Source organism: Marinobacter sp. PE14 (assembly GCF_053566155.1).
Genome location: NZ_JBQXNY010000002.1, coordinates 831525 through 846962 on the forward strand (window position 1 = coordinate 831525; position 15438 = coordinate 846962).

Here is a 15438-nt window from a genome sequence, read left to right on the forward strand (position 1 = left end):
CCTAGCTGTCCGCGGCTATCAGCCTTCTCAGGCAAGGAATTTCCGGACATCAATCTTGTAGGTTTCCGGATCCACGGCACGAAGAATCCGGTCCTGGGTACCCGGTTTCGCGAGATCGAGGGTATCTACCGTGATCGGCATGCGGAATTTGGTGTGGTACATGACACGTACTGTCGGCAGTCTCTGATCATTCTCGTTGGCCTCAACCACCACGCCAAGACGACCACTTTCCAGGAGCACCAGCGAGCCCACGGGGTAAAGGCCCAGGCACCGGATAAACTGTTTGACCAGACTGGGATCCAGATGAGTGCCGCTCCACTCCAGGAGCTTCTTCAGACCCTGTGTTGGCGTCATGCCCTTGTGATAGACACGGTCTGCCGTGATGGCATCGTATACATCGCTGATCGCCACCATGCGACCGTATTCCGAGATCTCATCGCCCTTCAGGCCCTCCGGATAGCCTGTGCCGTCGAGGCGTTCGTGGTGCTGGGCTGCCGTGATGACGGTGAGTTCACCAATGCCTTCGGTGGTGGCCAGAATGTCCCGTGAGTGACGGGCGTGGAGCTTCATCACTTCGAACTCTTCCGGGCTCAGGCGACCGGGTTTGTGCAGTATCTCGTCGGGTGTAAGGATTTTACCCAGGTCGTGGAGAAGGGCGCCCACAATGGTCTGGTGCAGGACATCGGAAGACAGACCCCGATGGTTTCCGAACAGGGACATCAACACACTCAGATTAACCGAGTGTTCCAGAAGATAATTGTCTTTTTCCCGGATACGACCCAGGCAGCTCAGGGCATTGGCATTCCTGAGAACGGAGTGCTGGAGCTCGTCCGCCAACTGGTGGATGGGCGCAACGTCGATAGCACCGCCGATCTTGGCGTGGTTCATGAAGTCGCCAACCAGTCCCTGAGCCTGGCTGTGAATTTGCTGGGCAATCACGATCTCTTCCGCAAGCGGAACGTGCGAACGCAAGCCCGGCGCCAGTTCGCCCGTGTTCTGAAGGGCTGACTCGTTCCGGCGGTCCACTTCGGCGGCGGTTTCAGAATCCTGGGTGTCCAGCCCTTTCGAGGCGTCGATGTAGACGAATTCCACCCCCATCCGACGGATTTTCTCGACGGTTTCCTCTTTTTTGATCACACCGCGCTTGCGCTGGGTGTTATGGGGAATCCAGTCGTTGTTCAGGTCGGTGATGTACATGCCGACCTTGAGTGCGGAGATAGGGACGCGCTTGATCATTCGCTGGAGAAAAACGTCCTCAGGCTGTTCTGGTAAGTCTTGCCAATCACCTCGTCCAGAGGCAGTTCTTTCACCTCGGCGATTTTCTCGGCCACAAACGGCAGATAAAACGGTGCGTTTTCCTTGCCGCGGTAGGGAACCGGGGTCAGAAAGGGCGAGTCGGTTTCCAGCAGGATCTGGTCAATCGGTGCCATACGCACGATGTCGCGTACGTTCTCGGCCTTGTTGAACGTCGTGATGCCGTTAAAGCCCAGGCACCAGCCCTGATCCAGGGCATATCGAGCAAGTCCGGGACCGGACGTAAAGCTGTGAATGACACCGCGGCGTTTCAGTGTGTCCTCAAATTCGGCAAGGATCTCGATGGTATCCTCGTCGGCTTCCCGGCTATGGATAACCACGGGCCGATCCGTGTCGCAGGCGATTTGCAGTTGACGCCGGAACACCTCGCGCTGAACATCGCGGTCGGCGTTATCGTAAAAGTAGTCCAGCCCGATTTCGCCCACGGCAACGATCTTCTCGTCCCGGGCGTGGGCGCGGATTTCGGCTTCTACGTCATCGGAATAGCTTTCAGCATCGTGGGGATGGATACCCTGAGTGCCATAGACCCAGGGCGCGAACTGGCTGAGCTCTCGCACCCTGGCGAGGTTGTCCGGGGAGACCGCAATGGTGATCACTTTCTCGATATTGACCCCTCGTGCCTGCTCCAGGGTTTCCTCAAGCGGGCGGTCCTTGAGGTAATCCAGGTGACAGTGGGTTTCGATGATCGGGTGATCGAATACGGGAATCTCGCGACGTTTTTTACTCATTGCCAGGTACTACACTCCATCGCAACCTGCGTCCGGGCTGCTATTCTGTGAATTGAATCTCACAAGTTTACCAGTTTGTACGATTGTTGACCTGTATTACATTCATAGGGACTTGCACGGAGCACCTTGATGAAGCTGTCGGCGTTCGCCAGTTCTTTTCTATACGACCCTGGAAAACCCAGATTCCGGGATTACCCGACTTTTCTGGATGGCGATGACACCACGCTGCCAGGGTTGGAAGCCAGTCTGGATCAGATCGGTGAATACCAGCGCCGGCTTTGGGCCAACCAGGCCAGGGCGGTTCTATTGGTCACCCACGGCCCGGACACCAGCGGAAAAGACAGCCTGATCCGCACTCTGGCAACCTACGCCGACCCCGCCGGTTTTCACGCCTGGTCGTTCAGCCGGCCCAGGGGCCCCGAAATCCGGCACGATTTTCTCTGGCGGGTCACGCCGTTTCTGCCCGGCTTTGGCCAGATGGTCGCTTTCAACCGCAGCCATCATGAAGCGGTGATCGCCGAGCGGGTATGGCCGGTCCACGCGCCTGAAAGCTACCACTGGCAAAACCGTTACCGGTCCATCCGGAACTTCGAAAATCACCTGGTGGAAGAAGGCACCACGGTGATCAAGGTCTGGCTCAACCTGTCTGAGGACGAGCATCGTCAGCGTCTTCTGAAACGCCTCGACAAACCGCGCAAGCGCTGGAAGTTTGATAAGTCGGATATTGACGGCTGGGAAAAACGCCGAGAGTACGAAGCGTTTGCCGAGGAAGCCATGGCCGCGACCCACACAGAACAGGCGCCCTGGTTTATCGTGCCGGGTGATCGGAAGCCCCAGGCGCGTGCGATTGTCGCGGCCATTTTGGCTGAGCAGTTGCAGAAACTGGCGCCGGATTACCCGAAAGAAGACGAGAATGTTTTGAAAGAGTACCGTCGCCTGCTGGCGAAAAGTGGCGTGAAATAAACACAGGGGAGGAATGCATGCACGTTGTTGTCGTTGGTGGCGGCGTGGTGGGAATGACCACCGCCTACGAACTGAATCGCCGGGGCCACCAGGTGACTGTGCTGGAACGTCATTCAATGGCCGGCAACGAGACCAGCAAGGCCAACGCGGCCCAGCGATCCTATGGCGTGGTGTATCCCTGGGCCGATCCCGCGATCGTGTTCAAGGCCATACCCTGGATCCTCAAGCAGGACGGCCCATTGAAACTCCGTTTCCCCCCATCTGTGGAAACGCTGAAGTTCATGTTCGCCACCCTCCGTTACGCCTGGTCGCCGGGCCTTTTTGGACTGAATCGCCGGGCCATGTTACGCCTCGGCATTCACAGCCGGGAACGGTTTTTGGCTCTGGAAAAGGAGCTTGATCTGTCCTTCGATGGCGGCCACCAGGGCCTGCTGCATCTGGCCAGCACACCGGAGGCATTGGAAGGCTACCGAACGACCCATGAACTTCTGAACGAACTGGGCATCCCTTCCCGTTTGCTCACACCCGAACAGGTGCGCGACGCCGAGCCCGGCATGGTCGGCAATGGTCCGCTTTATGGCGCCCTGAGCTATGACACCGACGGAACCGGCGATTGCCACAAATTTTCCCGGGAACTCGCTAAAGCCTGCGAGGCGAAAGGGATAGTGGTTCGTTACAACGTGGAAGCGGAAAAACTGATTGCCGATGACCAGAGGGTTAGCGCAATTTCAGTCAGAAACAGCGATGGCGTGATGGAAACGCTGGAAGCAGATGCCGTGGTGATCAGCGCCGGCTGTTGGTCCAACCACCTGGTTCAGCCCCTCGGCCTCGAACTGCCCATCTATCCGGTAAAAGGTTACAGCCTGACGGTCCCCATGAAGGACCCGGAACGAGGCCCCGCTTCCACCATTCACGATGACAACTACAAAGTGGTTTCCACCCGTCTGGGGAACCGGCTACGGGCTACGGGTTTTGTCGAGCTGGCGGATTTCAACCGGGATATTCCCGAAGTCCGACTGGCAACTATCAAGAAATCGGTCGAATCCCGGTTCCCCGGCTGCGCCGACCTTGATGCCGCCGAAACCTGGACGGGCTTTCGCCCGATGACCCCGGATGGCCCGGCGATCATCGGACGAGGTCCCCGAGATAACCTTTATTTAAACACCGGCCACGGCACCTTCGGCTGGACCCTTTCCGCAGGTAGTGCAGACCTCATTGCCCAGGTAATAGATGGCGAGGATCCCATCCTTTGCCTGGACGCCTTCCGCCCAGGAAGATTCCAGGAGTAGTTTCAACAATTCGGTGCGCGCAAAAGGCCCGGGAGCCGGACGGATAAGCCTTCCCGGGATCGTCGAAAACATGGATGTTTTCGTCGAGCGTACAGGGACGTATTCACAGCGTATCCCGGGAAGGCTTATCCGTTCGGCTCTTCCCCGAGACACAGCGCGCCTGACAGTCGAGGGCACGTTCGATGTTCGAACACAGCGTATGAACAAACCCGATATCCCGATCAGACAACAAGGGTAACCGCTCGAAAACCCACTGGGATAACTTCCCTGTGGGCGGCGTATCCAGCTCCGGTAGCAAGGTTTCGAGTCGGCCGCGGAGTGCGCCAAGACGGTTTTCATCGGCAGACTCGCTCTGGCTATCCTTGGTTTCCGAAAGCCCGGACATTTCCCAGGCATAGAGCATCACCGACTGGGCAAGGTTCAGGGAGGGGTAGGTGACCTTCATGGGGATGCCGGTTAACAGATCGCAGAGCGCCAGCTCTTCATTGGACAGCCCGCGATCTTCCCGGCCAAAGACCAGTGCTGCGGTTGCCACGGACGCACCCTTCGTGGCCAGAACCTTCCGCAGATCTGAGGGGCCGTGCCAATCCTGGCGCCGGTGCCGGGTCTTGGCGGAGGTGCCCATCAGCAGGTCTACGGAGTTTCTTACCGCAGCCAGATCGTGGAAAATGCGCGCATTGTCCAGGATATGGTCGCTGCCATGGGCCAGCCAATGGGCTTCGGGGCGGGTGTGCAGATCGGAATTGACCAACCACAGCTCGCCGAAGCCCATGGTGCACAGGGCGCGGGCGGCTGCACCGACGTTTTCCGGAACCTTGGGTTCAACAAGTACAAAGGCCAGTTGCATGACGTTACCTCCGGCGGCGAGTTTACACCACGGCGCGGAATCTTTTTACCAGCAGTGGCAGCAGCTGAACGACTGGCTGGTACAGCATTCCGAGTTCTGGCAACCGGCGCCGTTCATGACGCCGGAGCCTGCCTGGGCGCGTCGTTATCCGGAACTGGCCGCCATGCTGGCGGAACTTACCGATGGGGAATGCCAGCAACTGGATGGCAGCCCGGTTGAGTTGGCGGCTCGGATAGCCTCATGGTTGCCGTCCCTCGACCGTTACGCCGACATGGTTCAACTGCCGGAGCTGTTATCGGTACCCGAAAAGGCCTCAGAGGCGACTCTCCCGGAAATCCGGGCCACGGATATGCCCGGTCGGAAACGCCTGCAGTCGGGCGCCTTTACGGCGGCACTGACGCCGCTGGAACACCCCGCCCTGGACTGGTGTTGTGGTAAGGGCCATCTGTCCCGGACGCTGGCGCCGTTTTGCCCCGGTGAGATACAGGGTTTTGAGTGGAATCCGGAGCTGGTGCGCGATGGCAACCGACTGGCTCAACAGTTCGGAGATCCCGTGTCGATCCTCTGCCAGGATGTCATGGCAGAGGATTTGTCGCTTCCCAGCCGTCACCACGGTGTTGCACTCCATGCTTGCGGCGATCTGCACCGGCAGTTGCTGAAGCGAGGCAGTGACGCCGGGTTGCCGAGACTGAGCATCTCACCCTGCTGCTACCACCTCACCGAGATGGAACGCTACAGGCCGCTTTCCCAAAGAGCGGCGGATTATCAAAAAGTGCTGCAGCCGAACCGGAACGATCTTCGGCTTGCGGTTCAGGAAACCGTGACGGCACCCGCCCGGGTGAGGGAACAGACCCGCCTTGCCAGTCAGTGGCGCCTGGGATTTGATGGTTTGCAGCGGCAACTTCGTGGGCGCGATGAGTATCTGCCGGTCCCTTCCAATCCGCCCCGCCTTCTAAACGAAGGCTTTCCCGCCTTTTGCTGTTGGGCGGCGGCGAAAAAAAAGCTCCGATTACCCGATACGTTGGATTTTGATTACTGGCAAGCGTTTGGCCAGCAACGGCTTGCTGAAGTTCGCCGCCATGAGCTGGTCAGGCATCTGTTCCGGCGGCCTCTGGAACTCTGGATGGTGTTGGATTATGCGCTCTTCCTGGAAGAGCAGGGGTATGGGGTGAGGCTGGGGCAGTTCTGCGACCGGTCACTGACACCCCGCAACCTGCTGCTCGATGCGGTCAGGGTTTCCGGTACTCAACCCGTTCAACACAGCCATCCCTGAAATACACATAGGTCAACTCATAGAGCGCGCCGTAATAGCGGGTCTGGTAGATCCAGACTTCCTGGGGACTGGTGTAGGTTTCAGGAGGATTGCCGAAAGCACGGCGCACGTTGTCCCGGGTCATGCCCCGCACCACCTGCTCCCGAATCAGATAACGCCGCAAATCGGTGGAATTGATAAACCGGCAGGTGCCGGCCTCTTCTTCTTGTTCTGACTCTTCGGCCTGTTCTTCTGGATCAGGGGGCTCCTGCGCCGGGAGGTTCTGATTGAAACTGCCGCCAATGCGGTTATCCCGTAGCTCAACCGATTCAGCATCCTCTCCGCAGGGCTGGTCGGAGAACACCGTATTGCCATCTTTTTCACAGCGAAAAACCTGGGCCTGTGTCGGCACCGCCAGAACTGAGAGGGTAAAGATCAAGGCAATGGCTCTGAGCATCGGCTCCTCGCGTGTTTCCAGAAACAGAAAAGGCGCCCGCAGGCGCCTTTTCAAACTACTCAGACAGCGTTCGTTGCTTAACGACGAATCTGAATGCGCGCTTCAACCCGGCGGTTGTCAGCGCGGCCTTCCGCGGTGTTGTTCGAGGCAATAGGCGCTTCCTCACCGTAACCTACGGCGTTAACCCTCGACGGATCAACTCCCAGAGGGCCGGTCAGGCGTTCGGCAACGGCTTCGGCCCGACGCTGTGACAGTGCACGGTTGTAGTCGGCAGCACCACGGCTGTCGGAGTGGCCGGCGATTTCCACGATGGTTTCAGGATTCTCATTCAGGAAATCAGCCACCCGGCGAATCTCTGAATCGAAGGAATTGCCGATGACAGAGCTGTTGGTTGGGAACTGCACTTCAATGGTAAACGTCTCGATGGTTTCGACAACCCCCTCACAGCCGGTTTCGTCAACTTCAGCGCCGGCGGTAGTATTCGGGCACAGATCTTGGCTGTTCACGACACCATCGTTATCGCTGTCCAGTTCGCATCCACGGTTATCCACCTCGGCCCCGCGGGGAGTGTTCGGGCAGTCGTCGCGGCTATCCACAACGCCATCGCGATCGGCATCCGGTTCGCAACCGGTGCTGTCAACGACTGTCCCTGCCGGAGTGCCGGGGCACTGGTCCCGGGAATCGGGAACACCGTCCGCGTCGGAGTCCGCAGGTTGAGGCGCGGCTTGGGCAATGGTCCTGGTGAAGGCGAAGCTGATACCCAAAGAAACCTGTGTATCGAAGGTGCTCTCGTCAATACCGTGGAACTCACGCAGATCGCCACGCAGTGATACGGCGTCGCTGATGTTGTAGCGGAAGCCGGTACCCACGTTCACCCGGGTTTCGTCATGGTTGCTACCAGCGGTCCGGACACCACTATTGTCAGAACCAAAATCGGCATTGCCGGCGCCCAGAGACACATACGGGTTCCAGGCCTCGTCCGGACCCGCAAAGTAATAGGTGCCATCGACCCTGACTTCCTCAAATTCGGATTCACCTGCCACGTATTTGCGATCAGCATCGGCACGTGAGTAGAGCGCCTCAACCGACCAGTGAGGGCGGAAGCGGTACTCAACACCAACACCGAAGGTGCCGGTCTCGCTCAGGTCGCGCTTGTCGTCAAACAGCTGGAAGGCGGCAAACGGGTTGATATAGACGGTTTCCTGACGGTCGGCCATGGCCGGGGTTGCCAGAGTGGCGGCGAGGACCGCCGCGGAAATCGGACGCATGACGTTCATGCAGAACCTCCTGTTCATTGTCGTTGTGGTACCGCACTTCTTCATGAAAAGTGCTTGTATACCCGGAATTTAGGCTAGTAGGCCAAAAAAGACAAAAAAATGATACGGATTGTTACGTCCGCAATTGTACCCAGTTGACCTTTACGTGCCGGAAGTCGTTTCAGGCCAGAGCGGAAAAATACAGGTGCGCGCTCTTTTTACTGAAATTGAGGATTTCGCCGTTGTCGAAGTGTACTTCGAACGAGCTTTCATCCTCGGAAACCACCGAGCCGGGGCCAAAAATCGCGTGGCCAAGACGCTTCTGATGCCAGAGCGGTTCCATCGAATCTACAGATGTTGCCGCCTGGCCTTCCAGAGTGACGCTCTCCCGCTCGGCATAGCGCTGGCTGACCGGCGTGAGGGGTGCGGTCAAGCGGATGGTTGAAGTCTCGGCCGGGATTCGTTCATCCAGCCAGCGCCCGAACTCCTCGGCCAGGGAGAAGCAGAATTCTTCCACAAACCTGCTTGGGCCCTGGTCGCCGTCCAGGTGCGGTTGCTTGCTGGCGGGTCGGGTAATCAGGTGCAGTTGCTGGCGGGTTCGCGTCATAGCCACATAGAGTAGCCGCCGTTCACTCTCCAGAAATCCTCTGGCATCGTCCTGGGGCCGCGGGCTATAGGGCAGGTATTTTTCCTGCAGGCCGGGAATAATCACGGTCGGCCATTCCAGGCCTTTGGTGCGATGAATGGTCGAGAGCAAAACGCCCCCCTGCTGCTTCTCGCCCGCCTGTTGCTTCAGGGCTTTCAGATGCTCCAGGGCGCCTTCGGCGTTAACATCCAGGCTTTTCAGGTACTGCCGAAACCCCTGCACGGTATCAATCCGCTCCTCGGCGTTCTCATGGGTCAGAGCCAGGCTCCGGATGCCTTCGTAGAGGTCTGTATGTTCGGCATAGACACTGATCAACCCAGCCACCGGGCCCCCATAGCTGCGCAGTTGGGCAAGCACCTCGCCCAGTTTCCGCAGCTTACGTGCCGCCATGGGTGCCAGGGCGTCAAAATCCATGGCCAGCAACCGCTCATGCCAGCCGCTGGAAAACCCGGCCAGGAACCGCGCCAGTTGCTCAAGCTCGGGCTCTTTCAAACCAACGTGGGGGAAACGCAACAACTGCCGTGCCAGTTCCAGCCGATCCTCGTCCGGCAGGTTTTCAAGCTTGCCGGTCACCACCATCAGCAACGCGGTAATCGCCTGCACCTCCCGGCTGAACAGGGCGCCCTTGCCGGCATCAATCCGGTAGGGAATCTGCCTTGCCAGCAATTTCAGCTCGATGGGGACACTCTGGCTCCAAACCCGGAACAGGATCGCCGTTCCGGCTAGAGACGGTTCCGAGTGGCACTGAAGAATCTGAAGCACCGTATCGGCATCGCTCTCTGCCCGATGCAGGGTGATCTCTGTGCCGGGAGTGGAAGGGTGGGAGTGGCAGAGCACATCCTTGCGCCCGGTGTTGTGGCAGATCAGATGGTTTGCCAGCAACGCCACCCGGTGGCCGTAGCGGAAGGTGTAACTGAGGGACTGCTCCAGCGGGCTTTCGAACTCATCGCTGAACCGCTTGAGGATAAACTCGGGCTTTGCGCCCCGGAACTCGTAGATCGTCTGGTCCGGGTCGCCAACAACCGTCACCCGGGCCCGGTCTCCGGCCACGTAGCGCAGCAGCAGGTGTTGAATTTCATTGGTGTCCTGGTACTCATCCACCAGAATGAGATCCATCTTGTTGCCCACCAGCCGCTGCAACGGCGGGTTCTGGTGAATCGCCATCACCGGCTCGTACAGCATGTCGGCGTAGCTGATCCGCCCCTGGCTTTTCCGCCACTGCTCAAAACTGTGGAAGAGATCGACCAGATACTTGTGCTTGTCGTAATACCCGAGCTCCTCAAACACGATCTCCGCCGGCGACAGCGTTGTTTTCACCAGATCAATAAACCCTGTAGCCGTCTCGACAAAATCCTTCTTGTTGCGCCGGATCTCATCCGCCAGATCCTCCGGTGCCAGCCGCCGTGTCAACTGCCAGGCCTGAAAACTGATCTCCTGCTCTGTCAGAATCTTCTCCGAAAACCCCGGCAGGTAACCCTCCCGAACAAACCGCTTGTACAGCCGCAAGCCCATGGCGTGATACGTCCGGATCTCCGGCAGCGCCAGACCGCTCTGAGCGCAAACCTCCTGCAGCTTGCGCTCGAAATCCACCCGGGCGCTGCGGTTGAACATCAACACCAGCATCCGGTCCGGATCATGCCCCTGTTCCAGCAGATACCGGATACGCCAAGCCAGCGTCGACGTCTTGCCACTGCCGGCCACGGCGGTGATCACCGAATGTTCATAGCCGGCGGTAATAATCGCCCGCTGTTCATCGGTGAGGTAATCCGGCAGGTTGGTCTTATCAGAAGTTTGGGGTTCGGTCGGCATGGCCGGTATTGTAACGGCCTGCTGGTAGAGCGGATACCGCTCCCGCATAATTGCGATCAAAACATGAAAGTCAAAAGGTCATAAAAATGGAAATGTCCGAATCGGTAAACGTACTGGGCGAAAAACTGGAAACCTGCGGCAAAGACCCGATTACCGGCTTCTACCGCGATGGCTGCTGCAACGTCGGCCCCGATGACTTTGGCCTGCACGCTGTCTGCGCCGTGGTCACCGCTGATTTCCTCGAATTCTCCAAAGCCCAGGGCAACGACCTCAGCACGCCCAGGCCCGAATTTGGATTTGAGGGACTGAAGCCGGGCGACAGCTGGTGCCTGTGCGCCGCTCGCTGGCAGGAAGCGTTTGAAGCCGGCAGCGCGCCACGAGTGCGCCTGCGTGCCACCCACCAGGCGGCCCTGGAAAAGTGTGCCCTCGACGACCTCAAAGCCCACGGTGCCGACCTTAGCTGATGAGCCACTCAGAACCCGAAGCTGCACCGGGCACGGCCGAGTGGCGTGCCCTGCAGGCCAGCCTTGCTGCCAGAGGCGAACGCCGTCTGGTTCTGCTGGAGGGCAATCGGGAAAATAACCTCAGGTGGCTATCTGGCCTGCTACCTGAGCTTGAACTTGAAACCGGCCTCTGGACCGGTCCGGCAGGCCAGAGCCCTGATCCTCGTCTGACCCGGATTTTAACCACCGAGGCCCGACAATGGCTCGGCCGTGAAGTCTCCATGATTATCTGGGACGGCTGGCAGGGAAATCCACCGGATGCCTTCGCTGCGCTCTCAGGGGCATTGACCGCAGGCGGTCTGCTGTTCTGGCTGATGCCGCCGCTGGATGAGTGGCCGCGGTTTGCTGACCCGGATTACCCGAGAACCGGCCTGGACCATGGCGGGGAGCATCCTTTCGCTGCCCGGATGGCCGACATTCTTGCCGACCATGAGGCGGTGATCCGCATTTCCCCCTGCTTTGCGACATCGACCTTGCCGGCCATTCCCCATGCGCCGGAACAAAGCTTTAAAATTGCAACAACCCGCGACCAGGAAAAGCTGGTTCAGCGCCTGGTACGGTTTGGCCTGGGCCGAAGACGCCGGCCTTTGGTTGTTACGGCAGACCGGGGCAGGGGCAAGTCCGCCGCTTTGGGAATGGCAGCAGCGGAGTTGCTGGAGAAAGGCAGGCAGGAAATCGTGGTTACCGCGCCCTCGGAGCAGAATGTGGATACCCTCTTTCGCCACGCCCGTGAGGCTCTCGGGGGGCAATTGGCCGAAGCCAGCCCAGGGATGCTGACCTCCCGAGCCGGTGGCCGCCTGAGGTTTATTCCGGTCCGTGAATTGCAGGCTGTGCGGCCGGAAGCCGAAGTGGTCCTGATGGATGAGGCAGCAGCGATTCCGGCGCCGCTGTTGAAATCGGTTCTGCTCGGCTGGCCGAGAGTGGCGTTCGCCACCACGGTCCATGGTTACGAAGGGGCCGGCCGGGGCTTTGCCATTCGTTTTCGACAGGTCCTTGATCAATCAACGCCCCAGTGGCAGTCGGTAACGTTGAGCGAGCCGGTACGCTGGGCCCTGAACGATCCGCTGGAAGCCCTGATCACCCGACTCTTTCTGCTGGCTGCCGACGGTGGTCGCTTGCCCGGGAAAACTGAATACAGCCTCGGGGAGCTGGTCATCGAACCCTGGGATCCGGCAGCGGCAAGTGACGGAGCCCTGTCCCGTGCCTTTGGGTTGCTGGTGGATGCCCATTACCGGACCAGCCCCGCTGATCTGAGGCAATGGCTGGATGACCCGGCCGCCCGCAGCTGGCGCGCGCGAATCGGCGATCGGACGGTTGGTGTGCTCTGGTGCGCGCTCGAGGGTGGGCTTGCGGCTGAGCTGGCAGAACAGGTCAGCCTGGGCACTCGGCGAATACGGGGTCACCTGCTGCCGCAATCGTTGGCCAGCCACAGCGGCTATCCCCAGGCCGCAGTCCTGCGGGGCCTGAGGGTTGTCCGCATTGCAGTGTCAGACGAGGCCAGGCGTGCGGGCATTGGCCGAAGCCTGGTGCAGGCTGCCAGGGCGTATGCCGCTGAGCAGGGTGTTGATTACCTCGGAACCAGTTTCGGTGGCAGCGCTGACCTGCTTGGGTTTTGGCAGACCTGCGGTCTGCATGTGGTCAGGGTTGGCTTGCAGCAGGAAGCATCCAGTGGCGAATATCCACTGCAGATGGTGGCCGGCTTTTCGCAGGCTGGTCGCGATCTGGAAGGGCGCATCCGTAACCGCCTGGCCGACCATTGGCTTACTCTCTTGCCCGGAAACTGGCAGGGGCTGGAACCGACATTGCTGGCCGGGATAACCGCCGATCTGCCCCCCGGGCCGACGCTGGACACGGATGATCTGCGGGATCTCCGCAATTTCGCCAATGGGCATCGTGGGTTTCAGGTTACCGTCCCGGTATTGCGGAAGCTGAGTCAGGCACCGGGGATCATGGCGTGGCTGAAAAGCCATGAGGCGCTTGCGGTCTGGTGCCAGAGTGTTCTTCAGGGGCGGCCCTGGTCTGCGCTGCAGGCGGACAGACTTTGCCTGGGCCAGAGAGAAGGCGAGGATCGTCTGCGGCAGGTGGTTCGTGATCTTTTGAAGGATGGCCCGGGTTTGTGACTCGCTCGATTTAATTTCCGCCGGTGTCTGCCCAGAATGGGCCCTCGTATCCTTTCAACGAGATCCACAGAGACTGTTTGTTATGGCCAAGGGAACCGGCGCCTTCCGTTTTTTGCTGATATTGCTTCCGTTTGTTGTTTTCCTGTCTGCCTGCGCTTCCCCGAACCAACAGGTTGCTCTGAGCCCCGAGGCCCTGGCCGAGGCGGATGCACTGCTGGTTTCAGCCGCCGGGAATGGTGAAAAGCGGCGCGTGCAGCTGTTGTTATCTGCCGGCGCCGATGTGAACACCAGTGACCCGTTCGGATATACCCCCGTGATGCGGGCGGCGGAAAACGGCCATCTGTCGGTGGTGAAGGTATTGGTGGCAGCCGGTGCCAACGTCAACGTGAGTCAGGGGGGCGAATCCCTGCTGATGAAAATCGTGGCCAACGGGGACTTGTTGACTGCGGAGAGGCTGGTGGCGGCCGGGGCCGACGTCAATTACGAGGCGAACGACGGCCAAACGGCACTGGACGTCGCCCGTGCCACCAACAATCGGGATCTGGAAATGCTGCTGGTGCAAGCGGGCGCCGAATTCTAGCGCCGGCTGGCTTACTCCAGGCCCATCGGATCCGTCTCGTCATCCCACTCCGGGATGAAGTGGGCCGCAACCACGTCTTCCGGTACATCGGCCACGTTCGGGTAACTCCATTTTGGCTGGCGGTCCTTGTCGATAGCCAGAGCCCGGATTCCCTCCGCTAGATCAGGACGGCGGATGCATTCGGAAACCATCGCCAGTTCCATGCGGAAGGCGTCTTTCAGGGACATCTGCTGCGCCTTCTGTAACTGGGTCCAGACCAGCCATGCAGAGACCGGGCATCCGGTTCTGAGCGTGTTCATGCAGGCATGCCACCAGTCGCAGTCGACCTCCGCTGCCAGCAGCTGATCAACGATGTCTGGAAGTTCATCGCCAGCGCTCAGCCTGGCAATCCGCTGTTCGTGTCGGGCGAGGTGACTGGGCGGCAGTGTCCGGTAATTCGGTGTCTGGATCTGGTTGAGTAACCTGAACAGTCGGTTGTCATCGGCGGCGGTTTGCCCGGTCCAGCGCTCCGAAGCCAGTCGGTCGAGCAGGCGATCCCTGTCCTCGGGCAGGATGGCCATGTCGGCCAGACCAACCCGCAGCGTATCGCTGACGTTCAAACGGGCGCCGGTCAACCCCATGAACAACCCCAGCCGTCCGGGCAGCCGTTTCAGAAACCAGCTGGCACCCACATCCGGAAACAGGCCGATCGTGATCTCGGGCATCGCCAGGGTGACATCCGGCGTTACCAGTCGATACCGGCAACCGGAAAACACGCCAAGTCCACCGCCCATCACCACGCCGTGGGCTATGCCCAGCACGGGCTTTGGAAAGCGATGGATGTTGTAATCCATCCGGTATTCCCGGCTGAAAAACCGTACCGGTTTGTCCGGCTCTTGCCCATCAAGAATCGCATCATAGAGTTCGCGGATATCACCGCCGGCGCAGAAGGCTCTCTCGCCAGCGCCCTGAATTACCACGATGCAGATTCGGTCATCATTGGCCCAGCGGTCCAGGATTTCCTGGATCTGCTCGATCATTTGCTCGGAAAGCGCGTTGAGAGTGCCCGGGGAGTTCAGTGTCAGAACACCCATGTGCCCTTCGCGGCATGCAAGTTCCTCGGCCTCTACAGACATTGACGTTTTCTCCGGAGAATTAAATCAATCTTGGATACGGAATCGAACGTACTTTCACCCTAATAGCCAAAGCAGGAAAGAGGACTAACGTCGAAAAGAAGTCCTTGACCTATCGCATTTGAGGTTCCCCGGCTCTGTGCTATAAGTGCAAGTCAGTTTAGTGTCCGGCCACAGAACCGGCCCTAAAATCTGGAAAATGACGATGAGAGGGTAATGACAATGAATCTGAAACACTACGCTGTTGCGGGAATTTTTGCGCTTGGCGCTGCTGTGCCTGCAGTAGTTTCTGCGGCAGATGCCGAAGCCGGCAAGGCCAAGGCAGCTGTCTGTGCTGCCTGCCATGGCCAGAATGGTCTCGCGCAGATCCCGACATACCCGAACCTGGCTGGCCAGAACGAGCAGTACTTGGTATCGGCCCTGAAGGCGTACAAAAACAAGCAGCGTTCTGGCGGCCAGGCCGCGATCATGCAGGGGCAGGCCGCTGCCTTGAGTGATACCGACATTGCCAATCTGGCGGCCTACTACGCCAGCCTGCCGGCGGACGGCGGCAAGTAAGTAT

General features: G+C 59.3%; 14 protein-coding genes. 7 read left to right on the forward strand and 7 right to left on the reverse strand.

Annotated elements, in window-relative coordinates:
- Window positions 1-27: 27 nt before the first annotated feature.
- Window positions 28-1236, reverse strand: coding sequence for an HD-GYP domain-containing protein (locus tag ACWJ62_RS09585; RefSeq protein ID WP_449285970.1), 1209 nt, complete (start codon window positions 1234-1236; stop codon window positions 28-30).
- Window positions 1233-2042 (reverse strand): TatD family hydrolase, encoded by an 810-nt coding sequence (locus ACWJ62_RS09590; RefSeq protein WP_449285971.1) that lies wholly within the window; start codon window positions 2040-2042, stop codon window positions 1233-1235. Before ACWJ62_RS09590 ends, ACWJ62_RS09585 begins: the two co-directional genes overlap by 4 nt.
- Before the next feature lie 129 nt (window positions 2043-2171).
- Here ACWJ62_RS09590 and ACWJ62_RS09595 point away from each other — a divergent pair, with 129 nt between their 5' ends.
- Together ACWJ62_RS09595 and ACWJ62_RS09600 are read left to right on the forward strand one after the other, a co-directional pair.
- The gene (locus ACWJ62_RS09595) at window positions 2172-3005 is read left to right on the forward strand and encodes a polyphosphate kinase (RefSeq protein WP_449285972.1); all 834 of its coding nucleotides are present in this window, start codon (window positions 2172-2174) and stop codon (window positions 3003-3005) included.
- Between the two features lie 17 nt (window positions 3006-3022).
- Entirely contained in the window at window positions 3023-4294 is a 1272-nt protein-coding gene (locus tag ACWJ62_RS09600; RefSeq protein ID WP_449285973.1) for a D-amino acid dehydrogenase, read from the forward strand.
- A 103-nt stretch (window positions 4295-4397) separates the two neighbouring features.
- Here ACWJ62_RS09600 and ACWJ62_RS09605 read toward each other — a convergent pair whose 3' ends face one another.
- Window positions 4398-5141, reverse strand: coding sequence for a tRNA/rRNA methyltransferase (locus ACWJ62_RS09605; RefSeq protein ID WP_449285974.1), 744 nt, complete (start codon window positions 5139-5141; stop codon window positions 4398-4400).
- Here ACWJ62_RS09605 and ACWJ62_RS09610 point away from each other — a divergent pair.
- Complete coding sequence (locus ACWJ62_RS09610) at window positions 5140-6414, forward strand: methyltransferase (RefSeq protein WP_449285975.1); 1275 nt, start codon at window positions 5140-5142, stop codon at window positions 6412-6414. The two genes, ACWJ62_RS09605 and ACWJ62_RS09610, sit on opposite strands and share 2 nt — an antisense overlap.
- Here ACWJ62_RS09610 and ACWJ62_RS09615 read toward each other — a convergent pair.
- From ACWJ62_RS09615 to ACWJ62_RS09625, 3 genes are all read right to left on the reverse strand, one after another.
- A complete protein-coding gene (locus ACWJ62_RS09615) occupies window positions 6371-6850 on the reverse strand; it encodes a DUF4124 domain-containing protein (RefSeq protein ID WP_449285976.1) in 480 nt (159 codons plus the stop codon). The two genes, ACWJ62_RS09610 and ACWJ62_RS09615, sit on opposite strands and share 44 nt — an antisense overlap.
- Before the next feature lie 77 nt (window positions 6851-6927).
- Window positions 6928-8127, reverse strand: a complete 1200-nt coding sequence (locus tag ACWJ62_RS09620) for an OmpA family protein (protein WP_449285977.1) — start codon at window positions 8125-8127, stop codon at window positions 6928-6930.
- Window positions 8128-8287: 160 nt separating this feature from the next.
- Entirely contained in the window at window positions 8288-10609 is a 2322-nt protein-coding gene (locus tag ACWJ62_RS09625; RefSeq protein WP_449286174.1) for an ATP-dependent helicase, read from the reverse strand.
- Between the two features lie 38 nt (window positions 10610-10647).
- Here ACWJ62_RS09625 and ACWJ62_RS09630 point away from each other — a divergent pair, with 38 nt between their 5' ends.
- From ACWJ62_RS09630 to ACWJ62_RS09640, 3 genes are all read left to right on the forward strand, one after another.
- Window positions 10648-11025 (forward strand): DUF2237 family protein, encoded by a 378-nt coding sequence (locus ACWJ62_RS09630; RefSeq protein WP_449285978.1) that lies wholly within the window; start codon window positions 10648-10650, stop codon window positions 11023-11025.
- Window positions 11025-13184, forward strand: coding sequence for a tRNA(Met) cytidine acetyltransferase TmcA (locus ACWJ62_RS09635; RefSeq protein WP_449285979.1), 2160 nt, complete (start codon window positions 11025-11027; stop codon window positions 13182-13184). Before ACWJ62_RS09630 ends, ACWJ62_RS09635 begins: the two co-directional genes overlap by 1 nt.
- Before the next feature lie 82 nt (window positions 13185-13266).
- On the forward strand, window positions 13267-13764 hold the full coding sequence (locus tag ACWJ62_RS09640) for an ankyrin repeat domain-containing protein (RefSeq protein ID WP_449285980.1): 498 nt from the start codon (window positions 13267-13269) through the stop codon (window positions 13762-13764).
- 11 nt (window positions 13765-13775) lie between these two features.
- On the opposite strand, the gene ACWJ62_RS09645 is transcribed toward ACWJ62_RS09640, so the two are convergent.
- Complete coding sequence (locus ACWJ62_RS09645) at window positions 13776-14879, reverse strand: enoyl-CoA hydratase/isomerase family protein (RefSeq protein ID WP_449285981.1); 1104 nt, start codon at window positions 14877-14879, stop codon at window positions 13776-13778.
- A 219-nt stretch (window positions 14880-15098) separates the two neighbouring features.
- Between ACWJ62_RS09645 and ACWJ62_RS09650 the strand changes: the two genes are divergently transcribed.
- Window positions 15099-15434: a c-type cytochrome gene (locus ACWJ62_RS09650; protein WP_053113218.1), complete on the forward strand. Its 336-nt coding sequence runs from the start codon at window positions 15099-15101 to the stop codon at window positions 15432-15434.
- Window positions 15435-15438: the final 4 nt, after the last annotated feature.

What these genes read in the sequence shown, in the direction of transcription:
- ACWJ62_RS09595 (WP_449285972.1), top strand. Translation starts at nt 2,172, where the DNA reads ATGAAGCTGTCGGCGTTCGCCAGTTCTTTTCTATACGACCCTGGAAAA.
- ACWJ62_RS09630 (WP_449285978.1), top strand. Translation starts at nt 10,648, where the DNA reads ATGGAAATGTCCGAATCGGTAAACGTACTGGGCGAAAAACTGGAAACC.
- ACWJ62_RS09590 (WP_449285971.1), bottom strand. Translation starts at nt 2,042, where the DNA reads ATGAGTAAAAAACGTCGCGAGATTCCCGTATTCGATCACCCGATCATC.
- ACWJ62_RS09645 (WP_449285981.1), bottom strand. Translation starts at nt 14,879, where the DNA reads ATGTCTGTAGAGGCCGAGGAACTTGCATGCCGCGAAGGGCACATGGGT.
- ACWJ62_RS09640 (WP_449285980.1), top strand. Translation starts at nt 13,267, where the DNA reads ATGGCCAAGGGAACCGGCGCCTTCCGTTTTTTGCTGATATTGCTTCCG.
- ACWJ62_RS09610 (WP_449285975.1), top strand. Translation starts at nt 5,140, where the DNA reads ATGACGTTACCTCCGGCGGCGAGTTTACACCACGGCGCGGAATCTTTT.
- ACWJ62_RS09585 (WP_449285970.1), bottom strand. Translation starts at nt 1,236, where the DNA reads ATGATCAAGCGCGTCCCTATCTCCGCACTCAAGGTCGGCATGTACATC.
- ACWJ62_RS09650 (WP_053113218.1), top strand. Translation starts at nt 15,099, where the DNA reads ATGAATCTGAAACACTACGCTGTTGCGGGAATTTTTGCGCTTGGCGCT.
- ACWJ62_RS09620 (WP_449285977.1), bottom strand. Translation starts at nt 8,127, where the DNA reads ATGAACGTCATGCGTCCGATTTCCGCGGCGGTCCTCGCCGCCACTCTG.
- ACWJ62_RS09635 (WP_449285979.1), top strand. Translation starts at nt 11,025, where the DNA reads ATGAGCCACTCAGAACCCGAAGCTGCACCGGGCACGGCCGAGTGGCGT.
- ACWJ62_RS09625 (WP_449286174.1), bottom strand. Translation starts at nt 10,609, where the DNA reads ATGCGGGAGCGGTATCCGCTCTACCAGCAGGCCGTTACAATACCGGCC.
- ACWJ62_RS09605 (WP_449285974.1), bottom strand. Translation starts at nt 5,141, where the DNA reads ATGCAACTGGCCTTTGTACTTGTTGAACCCAAGGTTCCGGAAAACGTC.
- ACWJ62_RS09600 (WP_449285973.1), top strand. Translation starts at nt 3,023, where the DNA reads ATGCACGTTGTTGTCGTTGGTGGCGGCGTGGTGGGAATGACCACCGCC.
- ACWJ62_RS09615 (WP_449285976.1), bottom strand. Translation starts at nt 6,850, where the DNA reads ATGCTCAGAGCCATTGCCTTGATCTTTACCCTCTCAGTTCTGGCGGTG.